General features: G+C 64.1%; 12 protein-coding genes. 1 reads left to right on the top strand and 11 read right to left on the bottom strand.

The window, feature by feature from the left end:
• Positions 1-17: 17 nt before the first annotated feature.
• The 8 genes from dacB to H0W65_RS01505 form a co-directional block, all read right to left on the bottom strand.
• Positions 18-1499: a D-alanyl-D-alanine carboxypeptidase/D-alanyl-D-alanine-endopeptidase gene (dacB, locus tag H0W65_RS01540; protein ID WP_294003087.1), complete on the bottom strand. Its 1482-nt coding sequence runs from the start codon at positions 1497-1499 to the stop codon at positions 18-20.
• Between the two features lie 69 nt (positions 1500-1568).
• Positions 1569-2819 carry a dicarboxylate/amino acid:cation symporter gene (locus H0W65_RS01535; protein WP_294003085.1) on the bottom strand — a complete coding sequence of 417 codons (1251 nt, stop codon included), beginning with the start codon at positions 2817-2819 and terminating at the stop codon, positions 1569-1571.
• Positions 2816-4315: an amidohydrolase family protein gene (locus H0W65_RS01530; RefSeq protein WP_294003083.1), complete on the bottom strand. Its 1500-nt coding sequence runs from the start codon at positions 4313-4315 to the stop codon at positions 2816-2818. The genes H0W65_RS01535 and H0W65_RS01530 overlap by 4 nt, the downstream gene beginning before the upstream one ends.
• 59 nt (positions 4316-4374) lie before the next feature.
• Complete coding sequence (gene dgcA / locus H0W65_RS01525; protein ID WP_294003081.1) at positions 4375-5370, bottom strand: N-acetyl-D-Glu racemase DgcA; 996 nt, start codon at positions 5368-5370, stop codon at positions 4375-4377.
• Positions 5355-6362 carry an N-acetyltransferase DgcN gene (gene dgcN, locus H0W65_RS01520; RefSeq protein ID WP_294003079.1) on the bottom strand — a complete coding sequence of 336 codons (1008 nt, stop codon included), beginning with the start codon at positions 6360-6362 and terminating at the stop codon, positions 5355-5357. Before dgcN ends, dgcA begins: the two co-directional genes overlap by 16 nt.
• A 71-nt stretch (positions 6363-6433) precedes the next feature.
• On the bottom strand, positions 6434-7318 hold the full coding sequence (locus tag H0W65_RS01515; RefSeq protein ID WP_294003077.1) for a LysR family transcriptional regulator: 885 nt from the start codon (positions 7316-7318) through the stop codon (positions 6434-6436).
• A complete protein-coding gene (lysA, locus tag H0W65_RS01510) occupies positions 7315-8619 on the bottom strand; it encodes a diaminopimelate decarboxylase (protein WP_294003075.1) in 1305 nt (434 codons plus the stop codon). The genes H0W65_RS01515 and lysA overlap by 4 nt, the downstream gene beginning before the upstream one ends.
• A 153-nt stretch (positions 8620-8772) precedes the next feature.
• The gene (locus tag H0W65_RS01505) at positions 8773-9822 is read right to left on the bottom strand and encodes an LD-carboxypeptidase (RefSeq protein WP_294003073.1); all 1050 of its coding nucleotides are present in this window, start codon (positions 9820-9822) and stop codon (positions 8773-8775) included.
• Between the two features lie 272 nt (positions 9823-10094).
• On the opposite strand from H0W65_RS01505, the gene H0W65_RS01500 reads away from it, so the two are divergent.
• Positions 10095-11084, top strand: coding sequence for a tyrosine-type recombinase/integrase (locus tag H0W65_RS01500; protein WP_367120109.1), 990 nt, complete (start codon positions 10095-10097; stop codon positions 11082-11084).
• A gap of 532 nt (positions 11085-11616) precedes the next feature.
• Here H0W65_RS01500 and H0W65_RS01495 read toward each other — a convergent pair.
• From H0W65_RS01495 to H0W65_RS01485, 3 genes are read right to left on the bottom strand one after another with little or no spacing between them, the layout of a single operon-like run.
• Positions 11617-14784 (bottom strand): efflux RND transporter permease subunit, encoded by a 3168-nt coding sequence (locus tag H0W65_RS01495; RefSeq protein WP_294003071.1) that lies wholly within the window; start codon positions 14782-14784, stop codon positions 11617-11619.
• Positions 14781-16019, bottom strand: coding sequence for an efflux RND transporter periplasmic adaptor subunit (locus tag H0W65_RS01490; protein ID WP_294003069.1), 1239 nt, complete (start codon positions 16017-16019; stop codon positions 14781-14783). Before H0W65_RS01490 ends, H0W65_RS01495 begins: the two co-directional genes overlap by 4 nt.
• Complete coding sequence (locus tag H0W65_RS01485; protein WP_367120108.1) at positions 16016-17302, bottom strand: TolC family protein; 1287 nt, start codon at positions 17300-17302, stop codon at positions 16016-16018. Before H0W65_RS01485 ends, H0W65_RS01490 begins: the two co-directional genes overlap by 4 nt.
• Positions 17303-17376: the final 74 nt, after the last annotated feature.

Below are 17376 nucleotides of genomic sequence, written 5' to 3'. Positions count from 1 at the left end.
GTTTCCGCTATGAACGGCTAATTTTCCTGTGCGATCAGCTGCAATGCGGCGTCCATAGGCTTAGTCGCGCTGACGTCCTCGGGGACATCGTTGGCATAGGCCGAGAACAGCAAGGTGCGGCCGCTTTTGGCGATCAGGTAGCCGGATAGCGCAGCGGTGGCGTTAAGGGATCCTGTCTTGGCAAACAGGCGGCCCTGAAGAAGAGTGCCGCGGAATCGCTTGGCGAGCGTTCCATCGACGCCGGCGACGGGAAGCGTGGAGCGCCAGCTGGCCCCCCAAGGCTGAGCGGCGATCCAGCGCAGTAGCTTGACCATTCCGCGCGGAGCGACCCGATTGTAGGTCGACATCCCCGATCCGTCTGAAAGATCGTAGGCCGAGCGCGGCACGCCAGCCCGCTCGAGCATCGCGCGCACTTCGGCGATTCCGTCGGCAATCGAGCCGCTGCCGCGGCGATTGGCGACCCGCCGGAGAATCAGTTCTGCGTGAACATTCTGACTGACCTTGTTGATCAGCCTGAGATCCTCGGCGAGCGGCCGTGGCGCCAGCCGGGCAAGGACTTCGCCGCCGGCGGAAGCCGGGCGTGGCGCGATGTCGCGGATGACCGGACCACCGGGCGCCGCACTTGGCCGATGCCTGGCGGTAACATTACCGGTAACGCGAACACCGCGCTCCTGGAGCAAGCCCCTGAAGCGCCACGCCGCGTAGTGCGCCGGCTCGTCGAGCCCGAGGGAAAGAAGTTCAGGTTCGGCGTCGACCGCAATTGTGCCGATCAGGCGTACGACGGTGCCGCCCGGCAGTCGCTCGAAGCTGAGTTGGGTCTTACCCTCCGGCACGGTGATCGCCCGGTTTTCAACCGAGTAATAAGAAGCGATTTCGAACTTCGGTGGCTGTCCGAGGGCGCCAGGCGTGACGCGCAGCGCGAGTTCGTTATCGTCGAGAGTCAGCGCGGAAATTGCGGTGCCGGAACTCGTCGGGATGTTGTTCCAGCTCATCCCCGGACTCCACCGCTCATCGGGAAAGAGGCGATCGTCTCCGACCACGTCACGCACGACCCGAGTCTTCGCGGCCACCGCGTCGGCCAGGCTCGCCAGACAGTCGGTCAGGCAGCCGGGAGCGCTCGACAGACGTGCGTCACCGCGCCCTTCGAGAATCACGTCCGGAACGCTTCGTCCGTTGCGCTCGAGCCGGACCGTCGTGCCGCCTTCAACGTCAGGCTTATCGAGTCCGGTGAGTGTTTCGAAGGCCGCCGCGGTGGTGAAGATCTTGGTATTCGACGCCGGCATGAAGCGTGCGTCGGGGGCAATGGCGACCAGCTCCGTGCCGTCCGCCGTTGCGACCACCAGTCCGAAGCGTGTCCCGGGGCCTGCTTCGGCGAGAATCAATTCTACTCGCTGTTTGAGCCCGAGCTGTCGGGGCGCCTCTCGACCGGCGGCCGGCGAAGCAAGGCCGAGAGCCAGACCAAGGATAGCCGGGAGCCAGGCTGTCGGTTTCGATGACATCAGCTGACGTTAGCGACGATAGCCGCCGGAACAATACGGCGAGCGGCCAACTCCTCACAGCGAGTGTGCTCAGGCTTCCGGTCGGGCGCGGTAGACCTCCTCGTTCAGCTCGCCTTCCAAGCGGGCGACCGCCGTCGTCACCGCTAGGTTGGCGCTCGCGCTGGGAACCGTGCGTGTCATGTCGAGGAGCCGGTCGAACGGCAACACGAAACCGACCACCAGCGCGGTCTGCTCGGGGGCGATGCCGACCGCCGAAAGCACCGCGGCAAGCATGAACAGCGAGGCGGATGGCACCGGCGCGGTGCCGAACGCGGCGAGAGCGCCGGTCAACAGGACGAGCCCGTAGACCGTGGGTGTGAGCGGTGCCCCGAACGCCTGGAGCGCGAACAGGCTGAGCAGTCCGACATACATTGCCGTGCCGTCCTTGCCGATGCTCGCCCCCAGCGGCAGGACCGTCGAGAAAATCGGCCGCGCGACCCCGAGATTCTTTTCCGCGACGCGCATTGCCACCGGCAGAGTCGCGGAGCTCGACGCGGTCGCGAAGGCGACCACCAGCGCATCAACGATGCTGCGGAAATAAGGGAGAATCGGCACCCGAGCGACGAACCTCAACAACAATGTGTGGACCACGAGTATTTGAATCAACGACCCAAGGACCACCGCAAGCGCAAGCCAGCCGACGTTGACGAACACCGCGGCGCCGTTGGCAGCGACGGCGTTCGCAATCAGCGCGAATACGCCGAAAGGCGTCGCTTCCATGACGATGCCGACGATCTTGAACAGCACCGAAGAGGTGGATTGCAGAAGGGTGGCGAACGGCTTCCCCGGCTCACCGGCCACGACCGTCCCAACGCCAATGATAATCGACACGAAGATGAGCGCCAGCATATCGCCTTTGGCCAGTGCCTCGACGATATTGACCGGGATGATTCCGATGAGCTGCTCATACGGAGTGACTGGCTCTCCCAGTGCATGTGGGGCCGCGGTGCCGAGCGGCGCGCCCACGCCGGGCCGGATCAACGTCGCCACGGCCATGCCCACGGAGACCGCAATGGCCGTGGTAAGCGCAAACAGTCCAATGGCGCGGCCGCCGAGTCCGCCGAGCCGCTTCGGGTCGCCAAGCGTGGTGATTCCGGCGGCAATCGTCACGAGCACGATCGGCGCCACCAGCATGCGAATCGCGCGAACGAACAGATCGCCCATGAACGCTACCGCCGGAGTCGCTCCGGGCCACAGGAAGGCGAAGGCAACGCCGAGCGCAAGCGCGCCCAGCACGCGCTTCCACAGCGGTATCGCAAACCAGCCGCGCACTACGCTCATCGGCAACTCCCGGGGGTCGCCACGTGGGCCAGCGCGCGGCCAGCTGCCCCGCCGGTGAGCTGGCCATCATCGACCGCCAGCACGCCGTTGACGAGCACATGGCGAACGCCAATGGCGAGCAGGGTCGGCTGCTCATAAGTGGCGCGGGCGGCGAAGCGCTTGGGATCGAACACGACTATGTCGGCAAAGGCGCCAGGCTTCAGGTGCCCGCGGCCAGCTAGCCCATACGTCTCTGCGGTGAGGGTCGAGCTACGCTCGTTGAAGTCGCGCAGGGAGATCACGTGCTCCGCGACCACATATTTCGCATATTTGCGAGCGAAGCTGCCGTAGACGCGCGGATGGCCTGGAGAGGCATCGGAGCTGGTCATCACCCACGGCTGCCGCATGAACGCGGCGATATCCTGCTCGCTCTGATTGAATGAAGCGACAGCGGGATCGTCAAGCCGGATCACGGTCATTGCCGCGGCGATTGGGTCTTCGCCTCGAGATTTCGCCAGCTGGGCGAGTGTGTGTCCCTTGAACTCGCCTTGGGTGATCAGCAGCGCTTCCGCACCACCGCGCTTACGCAGATTTTCGGCCATTCCGGAGCGGAGCCGCTCGGCGAGCGCGGCATCGCCAAGGCGATCGAGCAACGCGCGGCGCCCTCCGTCCTGCGCCCACAGCGGCACCAGCGCGGCGGCCAGTTTGGTGCCGGACGCGGACCAGGGATATTGGTCGGCGGTGATGCGCTGGCCGGAACGACGCGCGGCCTCGATTTGGGCGATGATCAGCGGCGCCTGACCTTGCACATCGACGCCGAGCGCCTTGATATGGGAAATGTGGATGGGCAGCCTTGCCTGACGGCCGATGGCGATTGCTTCGTCAACCGCCGCGGCAAGGCCAACGGTGTAGCTGGATTCGTCGCGAATGTGGGTGTCGTAGATGCCGCCAAGCGCTCCTGCTTTCCTAGCCAAGGCGACGATCTCTCCGGTGTCGGCGAAGCTTTCCGGTGCGTAGAACAGCCCGGTCGAAAGGCCCAGCGCGCCTTCGCACATCGCGCGAGCGACCATCGCCTCCATCCGCGCGACCTCGCCGGGCGCGGGCGCGCGGTTCGCTTCCCCGACGACTGTCTTGCGAATTGCGCCAAAGCCGACAAATGCGGCATAGTTGATCCCGACAGGCCTGGTCGCTGCGCTACGCAGAACAGCCGCGACGTCCGGATCGCCGCCGCCGTCATTGCCGATGAACGCCGTGGTGACGCCCTGCATCAGGAAGGCGGGAACGAGCCGGGTACGAGCGTCGTCGGAACTCAGTTCTTCGTCCAGATGCGTATGCGGATCGATGAACCCGGGGGCAACGATCATGCCCCTCGCGTCGATGATGCGCTTGGCGCGGCCGCCTACACTTCGGCCGACCGCGTAAATCTTGTCGCCGCGGATCGCGACGTCGCCGGTAAATGGCGCATCCGAACCGGTGTAGACAGTGCCGCCTCGAATCAGCAGATCCGCCGTTTCCAAGCTTGGGGCAGCGCAAGCGGTGAGCGCAAGGAAAGCCGCTGCTATCAAGGCTTGCCGGATCAACCGCATGATGTCCCCCAAAACCCCGCTTCGGGGGGAAGGAGGATGCCGTCCTCGTTCTTGACCCCACCGGGCCTGTCCTCCCGCAGCCACAACGGGCCGTCAAGGTCGACGAAGTCGGAGAGTCGGGCAATGTGCAATGCGGGCGCAATCGACAAGGAGGAGCTGACCATGCAGCCGGTCATCAAGCCGAGGCCGCTCGCCCGCGCCGCGCGGGCGAGTTCCAGTGCGGCGGTGAGGCCGCCGCTCTTGTCGAGCTTGACGTTCACCGCCTGGTAGCGCCGGGCGACTGTCGGAAGGTCCGAAGCTAAATGGACCGCTTCGTCGGCGCAGATCGGAACAGCGGACACGAAGCCTTCGAGCCAGGCGTCTGCGTCAGCGGGCACGGGCTGTTCGAGCAGCGCCACGGCGGCTTCGACGAGCACCGGCTGCATTGCCTCGACCAAAGGCTTGTCCCAGCTTTCGTTGGGGTCGACGATCAGGGCCGCGTTGGGCGCCCCCCTTCGCACCGCTCGGATCTGGGCGGCCGGGTCTTTCGAGTCGACTTTTACCTTGAGGAGCGGGGCATCCGCGAAGCGCCGGGCGGCAGATTCCATCGCATCGGGAGAGTCGATGACAATGGTCAGAGCGGAGGTCATGCGCCGTGGCGGCGGCGCTCCGATCATGTTCGCCACGTCGCGTTTCGAGCGACGCGCCTCGAGATCCCAGAGCGCGCAATCGATCGCGTTGCGAGCGGCGCCGGCTGGCAGGATCGACAGCAGCCCGTGCCTGTTGGCACCGGCCTCGACGGCTTCCCGAACCTCCTCCACCGCTGCGAGGGCGCTGGCCACATCCTCTCCGTACCGCTGGTAGGGAACGCCCTCTCCACGGCCGGTCGCGCCCTCCTCCCGAACGGTCACGGTGATCACGTCGGCGACGGTCTTGACGCCGCGGGAAATCCGGAAGGGATGGCTAAGGGCGAAGCGTTCGTGTCGCGCGTCTAGGGTACGGTGCATAACAATTCGTCGACGATATTTTCGACGCCAAACGCGATTGGATCCGTGCAGGGCACGCCGAGACGGTCTTCGGTACGCTCGCACAGTCGCCGTGCTGACACGGCATCCATTTGCGACGTGTTGAGGCAGATGCCGACGGCTCGGATGTTGGGGCTGGTGAGCCTGCCGACGTTCAGGTTCTGCTCAAGGCATTCGGCCAGGTCCGGAAGCGCCCGCCCCCGAAGGCCGCGCATGTCGGTGCGGTCGGGATCGTGACATATCACGATCGCTTCCGGCTGCGCTCCGTGAAGCAGCCCTGTGGAAACCCCGGCGAACGACGGATGAAACAGCGAGCCCTGACCCTCTACCACATCCCAGCCGCCGTCGCTGCGGGCCGGGGCCAATTGTTCGATCGCGCCCGAGATGAAGTCGGCGATGACGGCGTCGACAGGCACTCCTGCGCCAGCGATCAGGATGCCCGTCTGGCCGGTGGCACGGAAGTCCGCGGCAAGCCCGCGCTCGCGCATGGCGGAGGTCAGGGCGAGCGCCGCATACATCTTGCCGGTCGAGCAGTCGGTGCCGACCGTCAGGAGTCGATGCCCCGGCCGCGGATAGCCTGTGCCGACGACGGGATCCGCCGGCCGGTCGCGAACGTCGAACAGTTGCAGTTTCTGTTCGCGCGCGAGGGAGGCCAGCCGCTGCTGGTCGCGCAGCCGTTGATGAAGTCCCGCGGCGACATTCATCCCGGCGTGGAGCGCAGCTTCGGCATCTTCGATCAGATGCTGTTCGAACGTGCCGCCGGGATTGGCGATTCCCAGCACCAGCGTCCGAGCGCCGGCCGCTACGGCTTCGGCCATGCCGAGGCGGGGCAGCCCGAGAGTCAGTGGGCAATTGTCGTGGCGAAATTCTCCGACGCAATCCTTGGGGCGGAAGGTCGCGAGACCCCGCGAGGTCTTGATAGCGACGGCATCGACGCTGCGGCCAATGTAGAGGAGGTACGGGGCGGGGATCATCTTGGGCGAAGCGTATCTTCCGCCAAGCGGCATCTGCGCATATCGAGTGCGGCGCCCGCCATAGCTTCCCGTTATGGAGCGCCGATCACTCGCCCAAGCGTCTTGAGGAAATCCGTGGCGAGCGCCGTCGGCGGCCGATTGAGCAGATACATGCCGTGCACGGGGAAAGTGAGCGGCGGATTTAGCGGGCGCACCGACAGTCCCGGTGCCACCGATGCCTTGGCAGTAAAACTGTCGACGACCGTCATTCCGACGCCCTGCTGGACCAGCGCGGTGGCGATGTAGAAAGTGCGGGCGGATACGACCGCGTCGAGTTCGAGCTCGAGGCGCTTCAGCTCTTGGGTGAAGAGAAAGCCGATCGGGCCGCTGTCGGCAAGGCTGATGAAACGCTGATCGCGCAGGAGGCTGAGTTCTACCTGTGGCGGCGCAGCGGGCATGTCCTCCTCGCGGTAGAGAAGGACCAGCTCGCCCTCGCCGAGCAATTGGCAGCCGATCGGCCCAGCCGGCGGAACCTGATAGGCGACCGCGAGATCGGTTTCGCGCTCGTACAGCTTGCGCACGAGATCGTCATGGTGGACCGTCTGCAGGTCGAACTTGACCGTTTCATGGGTTCGCAAAAACTGCGCTACCGCTGTCGGCACGGCTTTAAGAGACAGCGACGGGAGCGCCGACACTCGCAGTACCGCACCCCCGCCGCGTCTCAAATTGCGCCCTGCCTCGCGTAAGGCGTAGACTCGATCCTGAATCTCGCTGACCTCGATGAACAGGGCGTGCGCGTCTCCGGTGGGCACGAGACCTCCGCTGGTACGCTGAAACAACTGGAAACCGAGCAGCGACTCCGCGTGACGGAGCGTCTTGGAAACCGAGGGTTGCGATATGTTCAATGCACGCGCGGCCGCGCTGACCGAACCGTTCACGTAGACCGCATGGAAGATCTCGATGTGGCGAAGCCTCACGTGCCGCCGCGACGGGACGCGCCGTCGGCGCGACCCCCTGTGGGTAGCCAAGGCGGGACGATGTCGCCGGCAATCAGCGCCTCCACATCCTGCCTCTCGCGGACAACTGCCCATTCGCTGCCATTCACCAGCACCTCGGCGGCGAGAGGGCGTGAATTATAGGTGCTCCCCATCGTCGCAGCATAAGCGCCGGCGGTCCGAATGACCATCAGGTCGCCCGGCTCGACCTGGCTGATGACCCGCGCTCGCGCGAAGGTGTCGCCCGATTCACAAACCGGGCCGACGATGTCGGCGACGATGTTGTCGCCTCTCGGAGCGACCGCTTCGATCCCATGCCAAGCATCGTAAAGGCTCGGGCGCATCAAGTCGTTCATCCCCGCGTCGACGATTACGAACGGGCACTTGGGTCCTTCCTTCAATCGTATGACCCGAGTCAGGAGAACGCCGGCGTTGCCGACGATCAGCCGGCCTGGCTCGAACACCAGCCGGAGCCCCCATCCAGCGGCAATACGGTCGACCAGGGCAGCATAATCGGCAGGGCTTGGCGGCAACGGCGCAGCGGGATCGTAGGGAACGCCGAGCCCGCCGCCCAGATCGGCCACCGTGATCGAATGACCCGCCGCCCTCAATTCAACAATGAGCTCGCCGAGTTTCGTGAACGCTGCCTCCAGGGGCTCGAGCCTGGTAAGCTGACTGCCGATGTGAACGGCAATCCCTTTCGCCTCCAAGCCGGGAAGCTCGCGGGCCATTTCGAAGGCGCGAATGAGGTCGGCAGCGTTGATCCCGAACTTGTCCTGGGCCCCGCCGGTGGAGATCTTCGCGTGAGAGCCCGCCGCCACGTCGGGATTTATCCGGAAGCTTATGGGAGCCACACGGCCCATGGACACCGCGACGTGCGACAGCATCTCGGCTTCGGCTAAGGACTCGACGTTGAATTGGAAGAGCCCGCCCTCGAGCGCCAGTTCCATTTCATCCGCGGTTTTCCCGACTCCGGAAAACACGATTTGGTCCGCCGGAATCCCGGCTGCGCGCGCCCGGCGATATTCCCCTCCGGAAACGACGTCCGCGCCGAACCCTTCGGCCGCGAGCGTCGCCAGAACTGCGACATTCGGGTTGGCTTTGACAGCAAAGGCGACCAGCGGATCGCGGAGGGAAGCCAACGCGGATTTGAAAACCCGCGCATGCCTTTGCATGGCCGCCGTCGAATAGACATAGACCGGCGTGCCCACCTCCCGCGCGATCAGCGGGAGCGGCACGTCTTCGCAATGTAGTACGCCGTCACGGAGCTCAAAATGATTCACGGTGAACTCCCGCACGCGCCAGACTGCTATTTCGCCAATCCTCCGCTTCATTGCACGCGAGAGCGTTGGATGGACACCCCAAGGTTATTACCTGAGCGACCTTAGCTCTGCGCCAAGACCTTCGCGTTGAATCGATGCACCAGCCGAAGTCCGTCAGGAGACAGCGGGTTCGAGTATTCGGATGGTGCCGGCGGTGGCGTCCATCTCGGCTCGAACTCCGATCGGGATGCTGAACTGGTCGTCGACATGTCCGATCAGCGCACCCTGATAAACCGGAACGCCAAGCGGCTGCAGATGCTGCCTCAACACCTGCGAAACGGTAAATCCACCATAGGAGGGGCCCGAAGACTTGCAATTGGTACACTGCCCGAAGATCACGCCAGCGACGCGACGCAGCACGCCGGCCAGCGCCAGTTGCGTGAGCATACGGTCGATACGATATTCGGCTTCGTCGAGATCCTCCAGGAACAATATGCTCTTGTCGAACGCCGGCAAGTACGGCGTACCCATCAGCGAAGTGAGAACTGTGAGATTGCCGCCGAGCAGCCGCCCGACGGCCTTGCCGGGGCGAATCGTCTGCGTGCGCCAATCGCGCTGCACGAGCCGATCCTCAGTCGCTATGGGGTTGCCGTACACGGGAGTTTTGGCGTCGAAGGCAATGCTTTTGAAGGCGTTCCAGGACAGTTTTCCCCATGCACCAGCGGCGTTTGGGCCGTGAATGGTCGGGAATCCTACTCGCGCTGCAAATGCCATGTGCAAAGCCGTGATGTCGCTGAAGCCGATCAGCAGCTTTGGATTGGCGCGGATCAAGTCGAAGTCCAAATAGGGCAGGATTCGAGCGGAGCCCCAGCCGCCGCGAACGGCGAAGACTGCCCGCACGCTGTCGTCGGCATACATGGCGTTGAGGTCGGCCGCCCGGGCCTCGTCGGTTCCCGCCAGATAGCCAAAGCGCGCCTGCAGATGCGGTGCCGGCTTGGGGATAAGACCCATGGCGGCGATGGTTTCCAAGGCGAGTTGGAGATCGAACTCCTCGGCTAGGAAACCCGCCGGTTTGACCAGGCCCACCGTGTCTCCGCGCCGCAGCCGGGGCGGCTTCGGCCTTACTCCTGTCGCACTGAGAACAGCGGACGGCAGCGCGGCCGCAGCAGCGAAGGAACCGATGGCCTGGATTGCCGTGCGTCTGTCGTGCATTGGCCAGGCCATAGCAGCAGAAATCGTCCGCTGTCCCCATCCAAAGCGGACAGTCGTGTCGTCGCTCCAAAGCGAGGAAGAACTCGCCAACACCCCGGCCCCACCGCCACAACCAACAAAATGGCCAAACGTTATCGGGTACTCGGTCGATGGTGACCCCTACGGCTAGAAAATCTTCGTAGCAAGATAACCCAGGAAGTCTCAACACATTGATATTGCTCGATTGAAGGCGGAACATCGGTCCCAGTCAGTGCCACTGATGTTCGCTAAATCCAGCACAAAGTGTGGGACTAAATGTGGGGCTGCGAAAGGGTCAGTTCGTGCCGCTAACCGCGCTTAAAGTCCGTTACGCCCGTCCTGGCCGGTATGCCGATATGCACGGGCTTTACCTCGTCGTCCGTAACAGCCAGTCGAAGTCGTGGATGCTCCGCATTCAACATCGCGGCCGGCGGCGCGACTTTGGCCTTGGGTCCGTGAGCGAGGTATCACTGAGTGACGCCCGGATCGCCGTCGCCGATTATCGGCGGATGATCCGCAATGGCCTCGATCCGGTCAAGGAGCTGGGACTGCGCCGCATGGCAGCGCCGAGTTTCGAGACAGTGGCTAGGTCCTGCTATGACGCGATGAAGGGCGGATGGAAGGGGGGCGAGCATCCGTCGTGGACGCCAAGCCTCACGAACTACGTCTTCCCGCTGATCGGCAGGACCCCGATCGATGCGGTCGATAGCGCCGCCGTCCTTGGCGTGCTGGAGCCAATCTGGCTGACCATTCCCGACACCGCGCGGCGGATATTGCAGCGGATCAGGACGACGCTCGACTACGCCCACATCAAGGGGTTCGTGCCCGAGGAGATATCACTTCGTTCGGTTACGCGTGGCCTGCCCCGCCAAACTCGACAGGTCATTCACTTTGCGTCCATGCCCTACGCCAAGGTGCCGGCCTTCATGCATGAGCTTTCGACGCTCGAGAACAGCGTTGGGCGAGACGCCCTAAAACTGACGGTGCTGACTGCGGTTCGATCGAACGAGACCCGCCTCGCGACCTGGGGAGAGTTCGATCTGGATGCGGCCCACCTGGTCGCTCCCGGGAACCCGGATGAAGATGAAGGATCCGCATGTCGTGCCGCTGTCCCCTCTGGGGCTCGCACTCATGCGCCGCTTGCGCGGCGAGCGTATCGCGCTCGACGGAAAGGTCGGTACCGAGCAGCTGGTGTTCGCCGGACCGCGTGGGAAGGCGATCAGCGACATGACGATGCTTTTTACATGCGAAGTTGACCGCGCATTGCGCGGTTTTTCGTGCCGATCGGCCACGCTAATCGGGTGAAACATCATGCTGGTAGCGTCTGCAAATCGGCCACTATGAGGGGCATCTAATTGGGTCGCCTTTCTCCTGGGTGAGGGGCGTCCACCTGCGTCCAGGGGGGTCTTCGATTTGCCGTAGAAGAATGAATGGTGGCGGGTTGGGGAAGGGGGCGGGCATAAGGCAAGATAAAGCTGCGGCACTGGTCGCGCCGTAAGCCATTGTCTGCACATCCCTTTTTGACGATTTTCTTGGCACTGCGGCCGACGGACTGGTGTCATAGCCATAAAAAATACCAGATTTCCGCCATTTATTACAGCACCGGTTATTTGCAGCTTGGATTCGCGGTAGTGCCAGGGTCTGCTTTGCGTTTCATTGCAGTCGTCGCGGGATGTTTACAGGGCTCCCGAAACCCGCCGTTAAATCGGCTGAGTTCTTCATGGCTCGTCAGCACCCTTCTGATCGGTGGCGTGCATTTGAACAAATAGAACCGGCTAGTCCGTATTTTTAGACATTCGTATCGGGCCCTGCTCGTGCGCGCGCAAATCTGAACACTGGATTCTTGCGCCGCCGCCGCAACAGCAAAAATCCCGCGGGTATCACCAGCATGGATAAAAGGGGCGCGGTGATCATGCCGCCGATCATCGGTGCCGCGATCCGGCTCATCACTTCCGATCCGGTGCCGGTCCCGACAAGGATCGGGAACAGGCCGGCAAGGATGACCGCCACCGTCATGGCTTTGGGACGGACGCGGAGCAGCGCGCCTTCACGAACGGCGCTCTTGATTGCCGCCTCGTCCGGTGCGGCGCCGCGCTCAGCCAAGGCGTGCTTCAAATATATCAGCATGACGACGCCAAATTCAGCCGACACTCCGGCTAGCGCGATGAAGCCGACGCCGGTGGCGACCGACTGATTATAACCGAGCAGATAGAGCAGCCACAGCCCGCCAGTCAGCGCGAACGGCAGGGTCGCCATGATCAGCAAAGCCTCGTCGAACCGGCGGAAGGTCGCATAGAGCAAAAGGAAGATGATCAGCAATGTTACCGGCACGACGATCTTCAATCTCTCGATGGCGCGTTGCAGAAACTCGAACTGGCCAGTGTAGGTGACACTGATCCCGGGAGGCAGTTTGACCTGGGCGGCAATCGCTCGCTGCAAGTCACCGACGATCGCGGTGAGCGCGCGGCCGCGTCCGTCGATATAGATCCACGTCACTGGGCGACCGTTCTCGCTGCGAAGCATCGGCGGGCCTTCGCTGATCCGGACGTTGGCCACTGTCCCCAGCGTGATCTGCTGGAGCGATGGCGTCACGACCGGCAGGTTGCGCAGATCGTCGATACTGTCGCGCAGTTCCCGAGGATAACGGACGCTGATCGGATAGCGCGCCAGCCCCTCGACCGTCTGGCCGATCGTTTCGCCGCCGATCGCGCCCGACACGACCGCCTGAACGTCGGCGACATTCATTCCGTAACGCGCTGCCGCCGCGCGATTGACCATCACGTCGATATAGCGCCCGCCGGTCAGACGTTCGGCGAGCGCCGAGCTGACGCCGGGGACGGTTTTCGCCACTTGCTCGATCCGGCGGGCGGCGCTGTCGATCTCGGTGAGACTGGAGCCGGCAACCTTGATGCCGATCGGGCTTTTGATACCAGTCGACAGCATGTCGATGCGGTTGCGGATTGGCGGGATCCAGAAGTTGGCCAACCCCGGCACCCTGACGGCACGGTCCAGTTCCTCGATCAGGCGGTCCTGCGTCATGCCGGGGCGCCACTGGTCCTTGGGCTTGAAGCGGATCGTGGTTTCGAACATCTCCAGCGGGGCCGGGTCGGTGGCGGTGTCGGCGCGGCCGGCCTTGCCGAAGACGCTGTCGACCTCGGGCACGGTCTTGATCAGCCGGTCGGTGAGCTGGAGCAAGCTTCCCGCCTTCGCGACCGAAATACCGGGCAAGGCCGAGGGCATGTAAAGCAGGTCGCCTTCGTTCATCTGGGGAATGAACTCGCCACCGAGCTGGCTGATCGGCCAGATGCTGGTCGCAAACAGAAGCGTCGCGACGACCAGCGCCTTCTTTGGTTTTTCGAGTACCCAATCGAGCGCCGGCCGATAAATGTGGGTCAGCCAGCGGTTGATCGGGTTGGCCTCCTCGGACGGGATTTTTCCGCGGATAAGGAAACCCATCAGGACGGGAATGAGCGTGATGGACAGGATTGCTGCGGCCGCCATGGCGTAGGTCTTGGTAAAGGCGAGCGGAGCGAACAGCCGTCCCTCCTGGCCCTGAAGTGAAAAAATCGGGATGAACGAGAATGTGATGATGAGCAGGCTGAGAAACAGTGCCGGACCGACCTCGGCCGCCGCTTCGGTTATGATTTTCCACCGCTCGGGTGTCTCCAATGTCCGATCCGGATTGTCGCGCGCCCAATGCTCGAGATGCTTGTGTGCATTTTCGATCATGACCACGGCGGCATCGACCATCGCCCCGATGGCAATCGCGATTCCGCCCAGCGACAGGATGTTGGCGTTGAGCCCCTGAATGCGCATGACGGTGAACGCCATGAGAATGCCGAGCGGCAACGTTAGTATCGCGACCAGCGCCGAACGGACATGCCACAGGAACAGGCCGCAAACGAGCGCGACAACGATGAACTCCTCGATCAGCTTGGACGTGAGGTTCTCGACCGCGCGATCGATCAGCCCCGAGCGATCGTAGGTGGTGATGATCTCGACCCCCGGCGGCAGGCTTTTCTTGAGTTCGTCGAGCTTGGTGCGAACGCCGTCGATGACCTCGCGCGCATTCTTGCCCTGGCGAAGGACGATGATGCCGCCGGCGACCTCCCCCTCGCCATTGAGTTCGGCGAGGCCCCGCCGCATGTCGGGGCCAAGCTGGATGTTCGCGACATCGCCGAGCTGCACCGGAATGCCACCCGCCGCCGCCTTCAGCGGTATCGCTCGGAAATCGTCGAGCGAGGTCAGATAGCCCGAGGCGCGGACGATATATTCGGCCTCGGCCAGTTCGATCACCGACCCGCCGGTTTCCTGGTTGGCGCGCTTGATCGCATCGGTGACTTCGGCTTGCGTGACTCCGTAGGACGCCAGCTTCTGCGGATCGAGCACCACCTGATATTGCTTGACCATCCCGCCGACGCTCGCGACCTCGGCGACCCCCGGAATGGCCTTGAGCTCGTAGCGCAGGAACCAGTCCTGGATGCTGCGCAGCTGCGACAGGTCGTGGCGCCCGGTTTTGTCGACCAGCGCATATTCGTAGATCCAGCCGACCCCGGTCGCATCGGGGCCAAGCGATGCCGTGGCGCCGTCGGGCAAGCTGCCCTGGACCTGGCTTAGATATTCGAGCACGCGGCTGCGCGCCCAATAAAGGTCGGTGCCCTCCTCGAAAAGGACGTAGACGAAGCTGTCGCCAACGAATGAATAGCCGCGCACCACGCGCGCGCCGGGCACCGACAACATAGTCGTCGCCAACGGATAGGTGATCTGATCCTCGACAATCCGCGGCGCCTGGCCGGGATAGGTGGTGCGGATGATCACCTGGACATCGGAGAGATCGGGGAGGGCGTCGACCGGCGTCGTCCTGACCGCGCCGATGCCGATCACGACGAGCGCGAAGGCGGCGAGAAGGACAAAGTAGCGCGCCTTGACCGAGGCGCGGATGATCGCGGCGATCAACGCCGCTGCTCCGGCGGGGTCATGCGCTCGCCGCCGACAGGACTGGCCTCGATCCCGCTCAGGCTGGCTTCGGAATCGAGCAGGAACTGACCCGATGCGACGACTCTTTGCCCCGGTGCAAGGCCGGCGAGGATCTGCGTCTTGCCGCCGCCTTCGCGACCGACTTGCACCTCAACCGGACGATAGCGCCCGCCCGCGCCCGCGACCATCACCAGATTGCGCTTGCCGGTTCGAATGACTGCTTCGCTCGGAACCAGAAGTCCACCCGCTAGTGAGCCCGCCAAATGTACCGTCGCGAACATACCCGGCCGCAATCGCCCGCCGCGATTGGGCAGTTCGACGCGCATCGTCAGCGTACGGCTCTCCGTCTGCGTGGTCGGCAGTACCGCGATGATTCGACCAGTGATGCTTTCGCCCGGAAATGCCGTCAGTTCGACCCGGACCGGGCGTCCCACCCTGATACCCGCCGACTGCGCTTCAGGGACGGCGGCGTTGACCCACACCGTGCCGAGGCCCGTCACCTGGGCGAGCGTCTGCCCGGCAGATAAGGTCATTCCTCGCCGGACATCGAGCGTCTGGATGACCCCGCCGATCGGGCTTCTTATGGTGGTCGTCCCATTGCCACCGACACCGGGCGCCCCAAGCAGCCGCAGGCGCTGGCGCGACGCGGCAATAAGCGCGCGGTCGCCGGTCTGCTGGACCGCCCGATATTCGGCCTGCGCGCCACCCCATTCGGGGATCAGCAGGTCGGCGATCGGCGCCCCCGCGCGGATGACGTCGCCCGGTGCGCGGTCGTAAACGCGCTGGACGAAGCCGCTCGCCCGGGCTTGAATTACCGCCACATTGCGCTCGTTGAAGCCGACCGTTCCGCTGACCACCAGATCGGACTCGATCGTTCCGCTTTCCACGGCGGCGAGGCGGATACCCAGGCTTTGCCTGGCAGCTGGGTCTACCACGACTCCCGGCGGTCCATCGGAAGCGCCGTCCTCGGCATATTTCGGCTGGGTCTTCATTCCCATCGAAGACAGCGAATCCGGGTTGTCGTACCGCTCCCGTGGAACCATCGGGTCATACCAGTAAAGGATCTTGCGCCCGTCGGACGCCGAGCCAGCGACCTGAGATGTCGAGGGCGCAATCCATCGCGCGATGCCGTAGCCGATGCCGACGCTGGCGAGGATCGCAAGGATGATCGCCCGGCCCACCGGAGTGCGTGGCATGAAGTTAAATGGCGTCATCGTCCGGCGCTCCGATACGTGAGGGTCAGTCGGGCGCCGTCGATTTCGACGAGTGCCTCGCGGTCAAGCGTGGTCAACGCCGCGTCGACAAGCGCGATATGGGCATCGACGACCTCGACCAGGCTGGCGCGACCGGCGCCATAGCTGGCGGTCTCCAATCCTACGCGCTCGCGGGCCAGAGGCTCGAGCGTCCGCCGCGATCGCATCCATTGCGCATGGTGCATGGCATGGTCCGCCAGCCGCGCTTCGAGGTCAGCCGCGAGCGCCCGGAGGGCTGCCTCGCGTTCGGCGTCGGCCTGTCCAGCTTGCGCTTGACGGGCGGCGATCAGCGCATTCTGGCGGTTTCGCGTGAAAAATGGCAGGCTGACCGTGATCCCGGCGGATACGTAGTCGCCAAAGCGCGGGTCACGATGCTGATAAGCCGCCTCGACCCCGAAATCGGACTTTCGGTCGGCCTCGGCCAGTAGGACATCGGCGCTCGCCTGGCCGATCCGTGCCTCGACCGGCGCGAGCAAGGGGTTTTGGTCGAGGGAGGGGCGAAGGATCGACCTATCGACCACGAAGTTGGGGACCTGACCGGCGATGCTCGGGTCGACGTCCCCCGTCCACCGGGTCAGTTCGGCGCGAGCGCGGTCGGTTTCGGCGATCAGATCTTCGCGCCGGTCATCAAGCTCGGCCAACGACTGTCGGCCCGCAAGGGTTTGGGCCGGGCGCGCCGTTCCTGCGGCGACCGAGCTGGGGGTGATTCGCACGAGCCGGTCAAGCTGGCCGCGCAGCTTATCGACTACGGCAAGTCGTTGCTGGGCAAACGCGAGCTTGATCCATGCGACCGCGGTTCCAACCTCGACGGTACGCGCCTCAAGCGCGACTTCGGCCTCGGCCGCATTGATGTCGGCATCGGCGCGATTTCGCTGCGCGCGGCGCTTGGCCGGGTTCGGAATATCTTGCGACACGCCCATTTTAACCCAAGTGAAATTATCCTGCGACGGCTTGAAAGCGAGCGGCCCGGAAATTGGAAAACTGTCGATGCCAAGCGACAATTTGGGGTCCGGCAGCGCGCCAGCAGCTCCTCGTGCCGCCTGGCTGGCTTGCGCCCCTAGCCGCTTCCCCTGGAGCGAGGGCGCGTTCGCCTGGGCGCGAGCAATGGCCTGTTCGAAACTGAGGGGATCGGCCCGCGCTGGAGCGGCCACGACGATAGACAGCATTGCGGCCGTCAACAACCCAACGCCGGCTGCTTTGCCTGAAGTGCGCGGCAAGGCCTTCGCGCCTGAAATCATGTTCATATTGTTATTCCTCGATCTGAGCTGGCCCGTCGTTTTCGCGACCTGTCAGGCGGCGAGGTGACGGAGTCCGGGCG

This window comes from Sphingomonas sp. (assembly GCF_013816785.1).
Taxonomy (GTDB): Bacteria; Pseudomonadota; Alphaproteobacteria; order Sphingomonadales; family Sphingomonadaceae; genus Sphingomicrobium.
The sequence above is the reverse complement of the archived record's forward strand: the minus strand, read 5'-3'. Positions and strand labels throughout refer to the sequence as shown.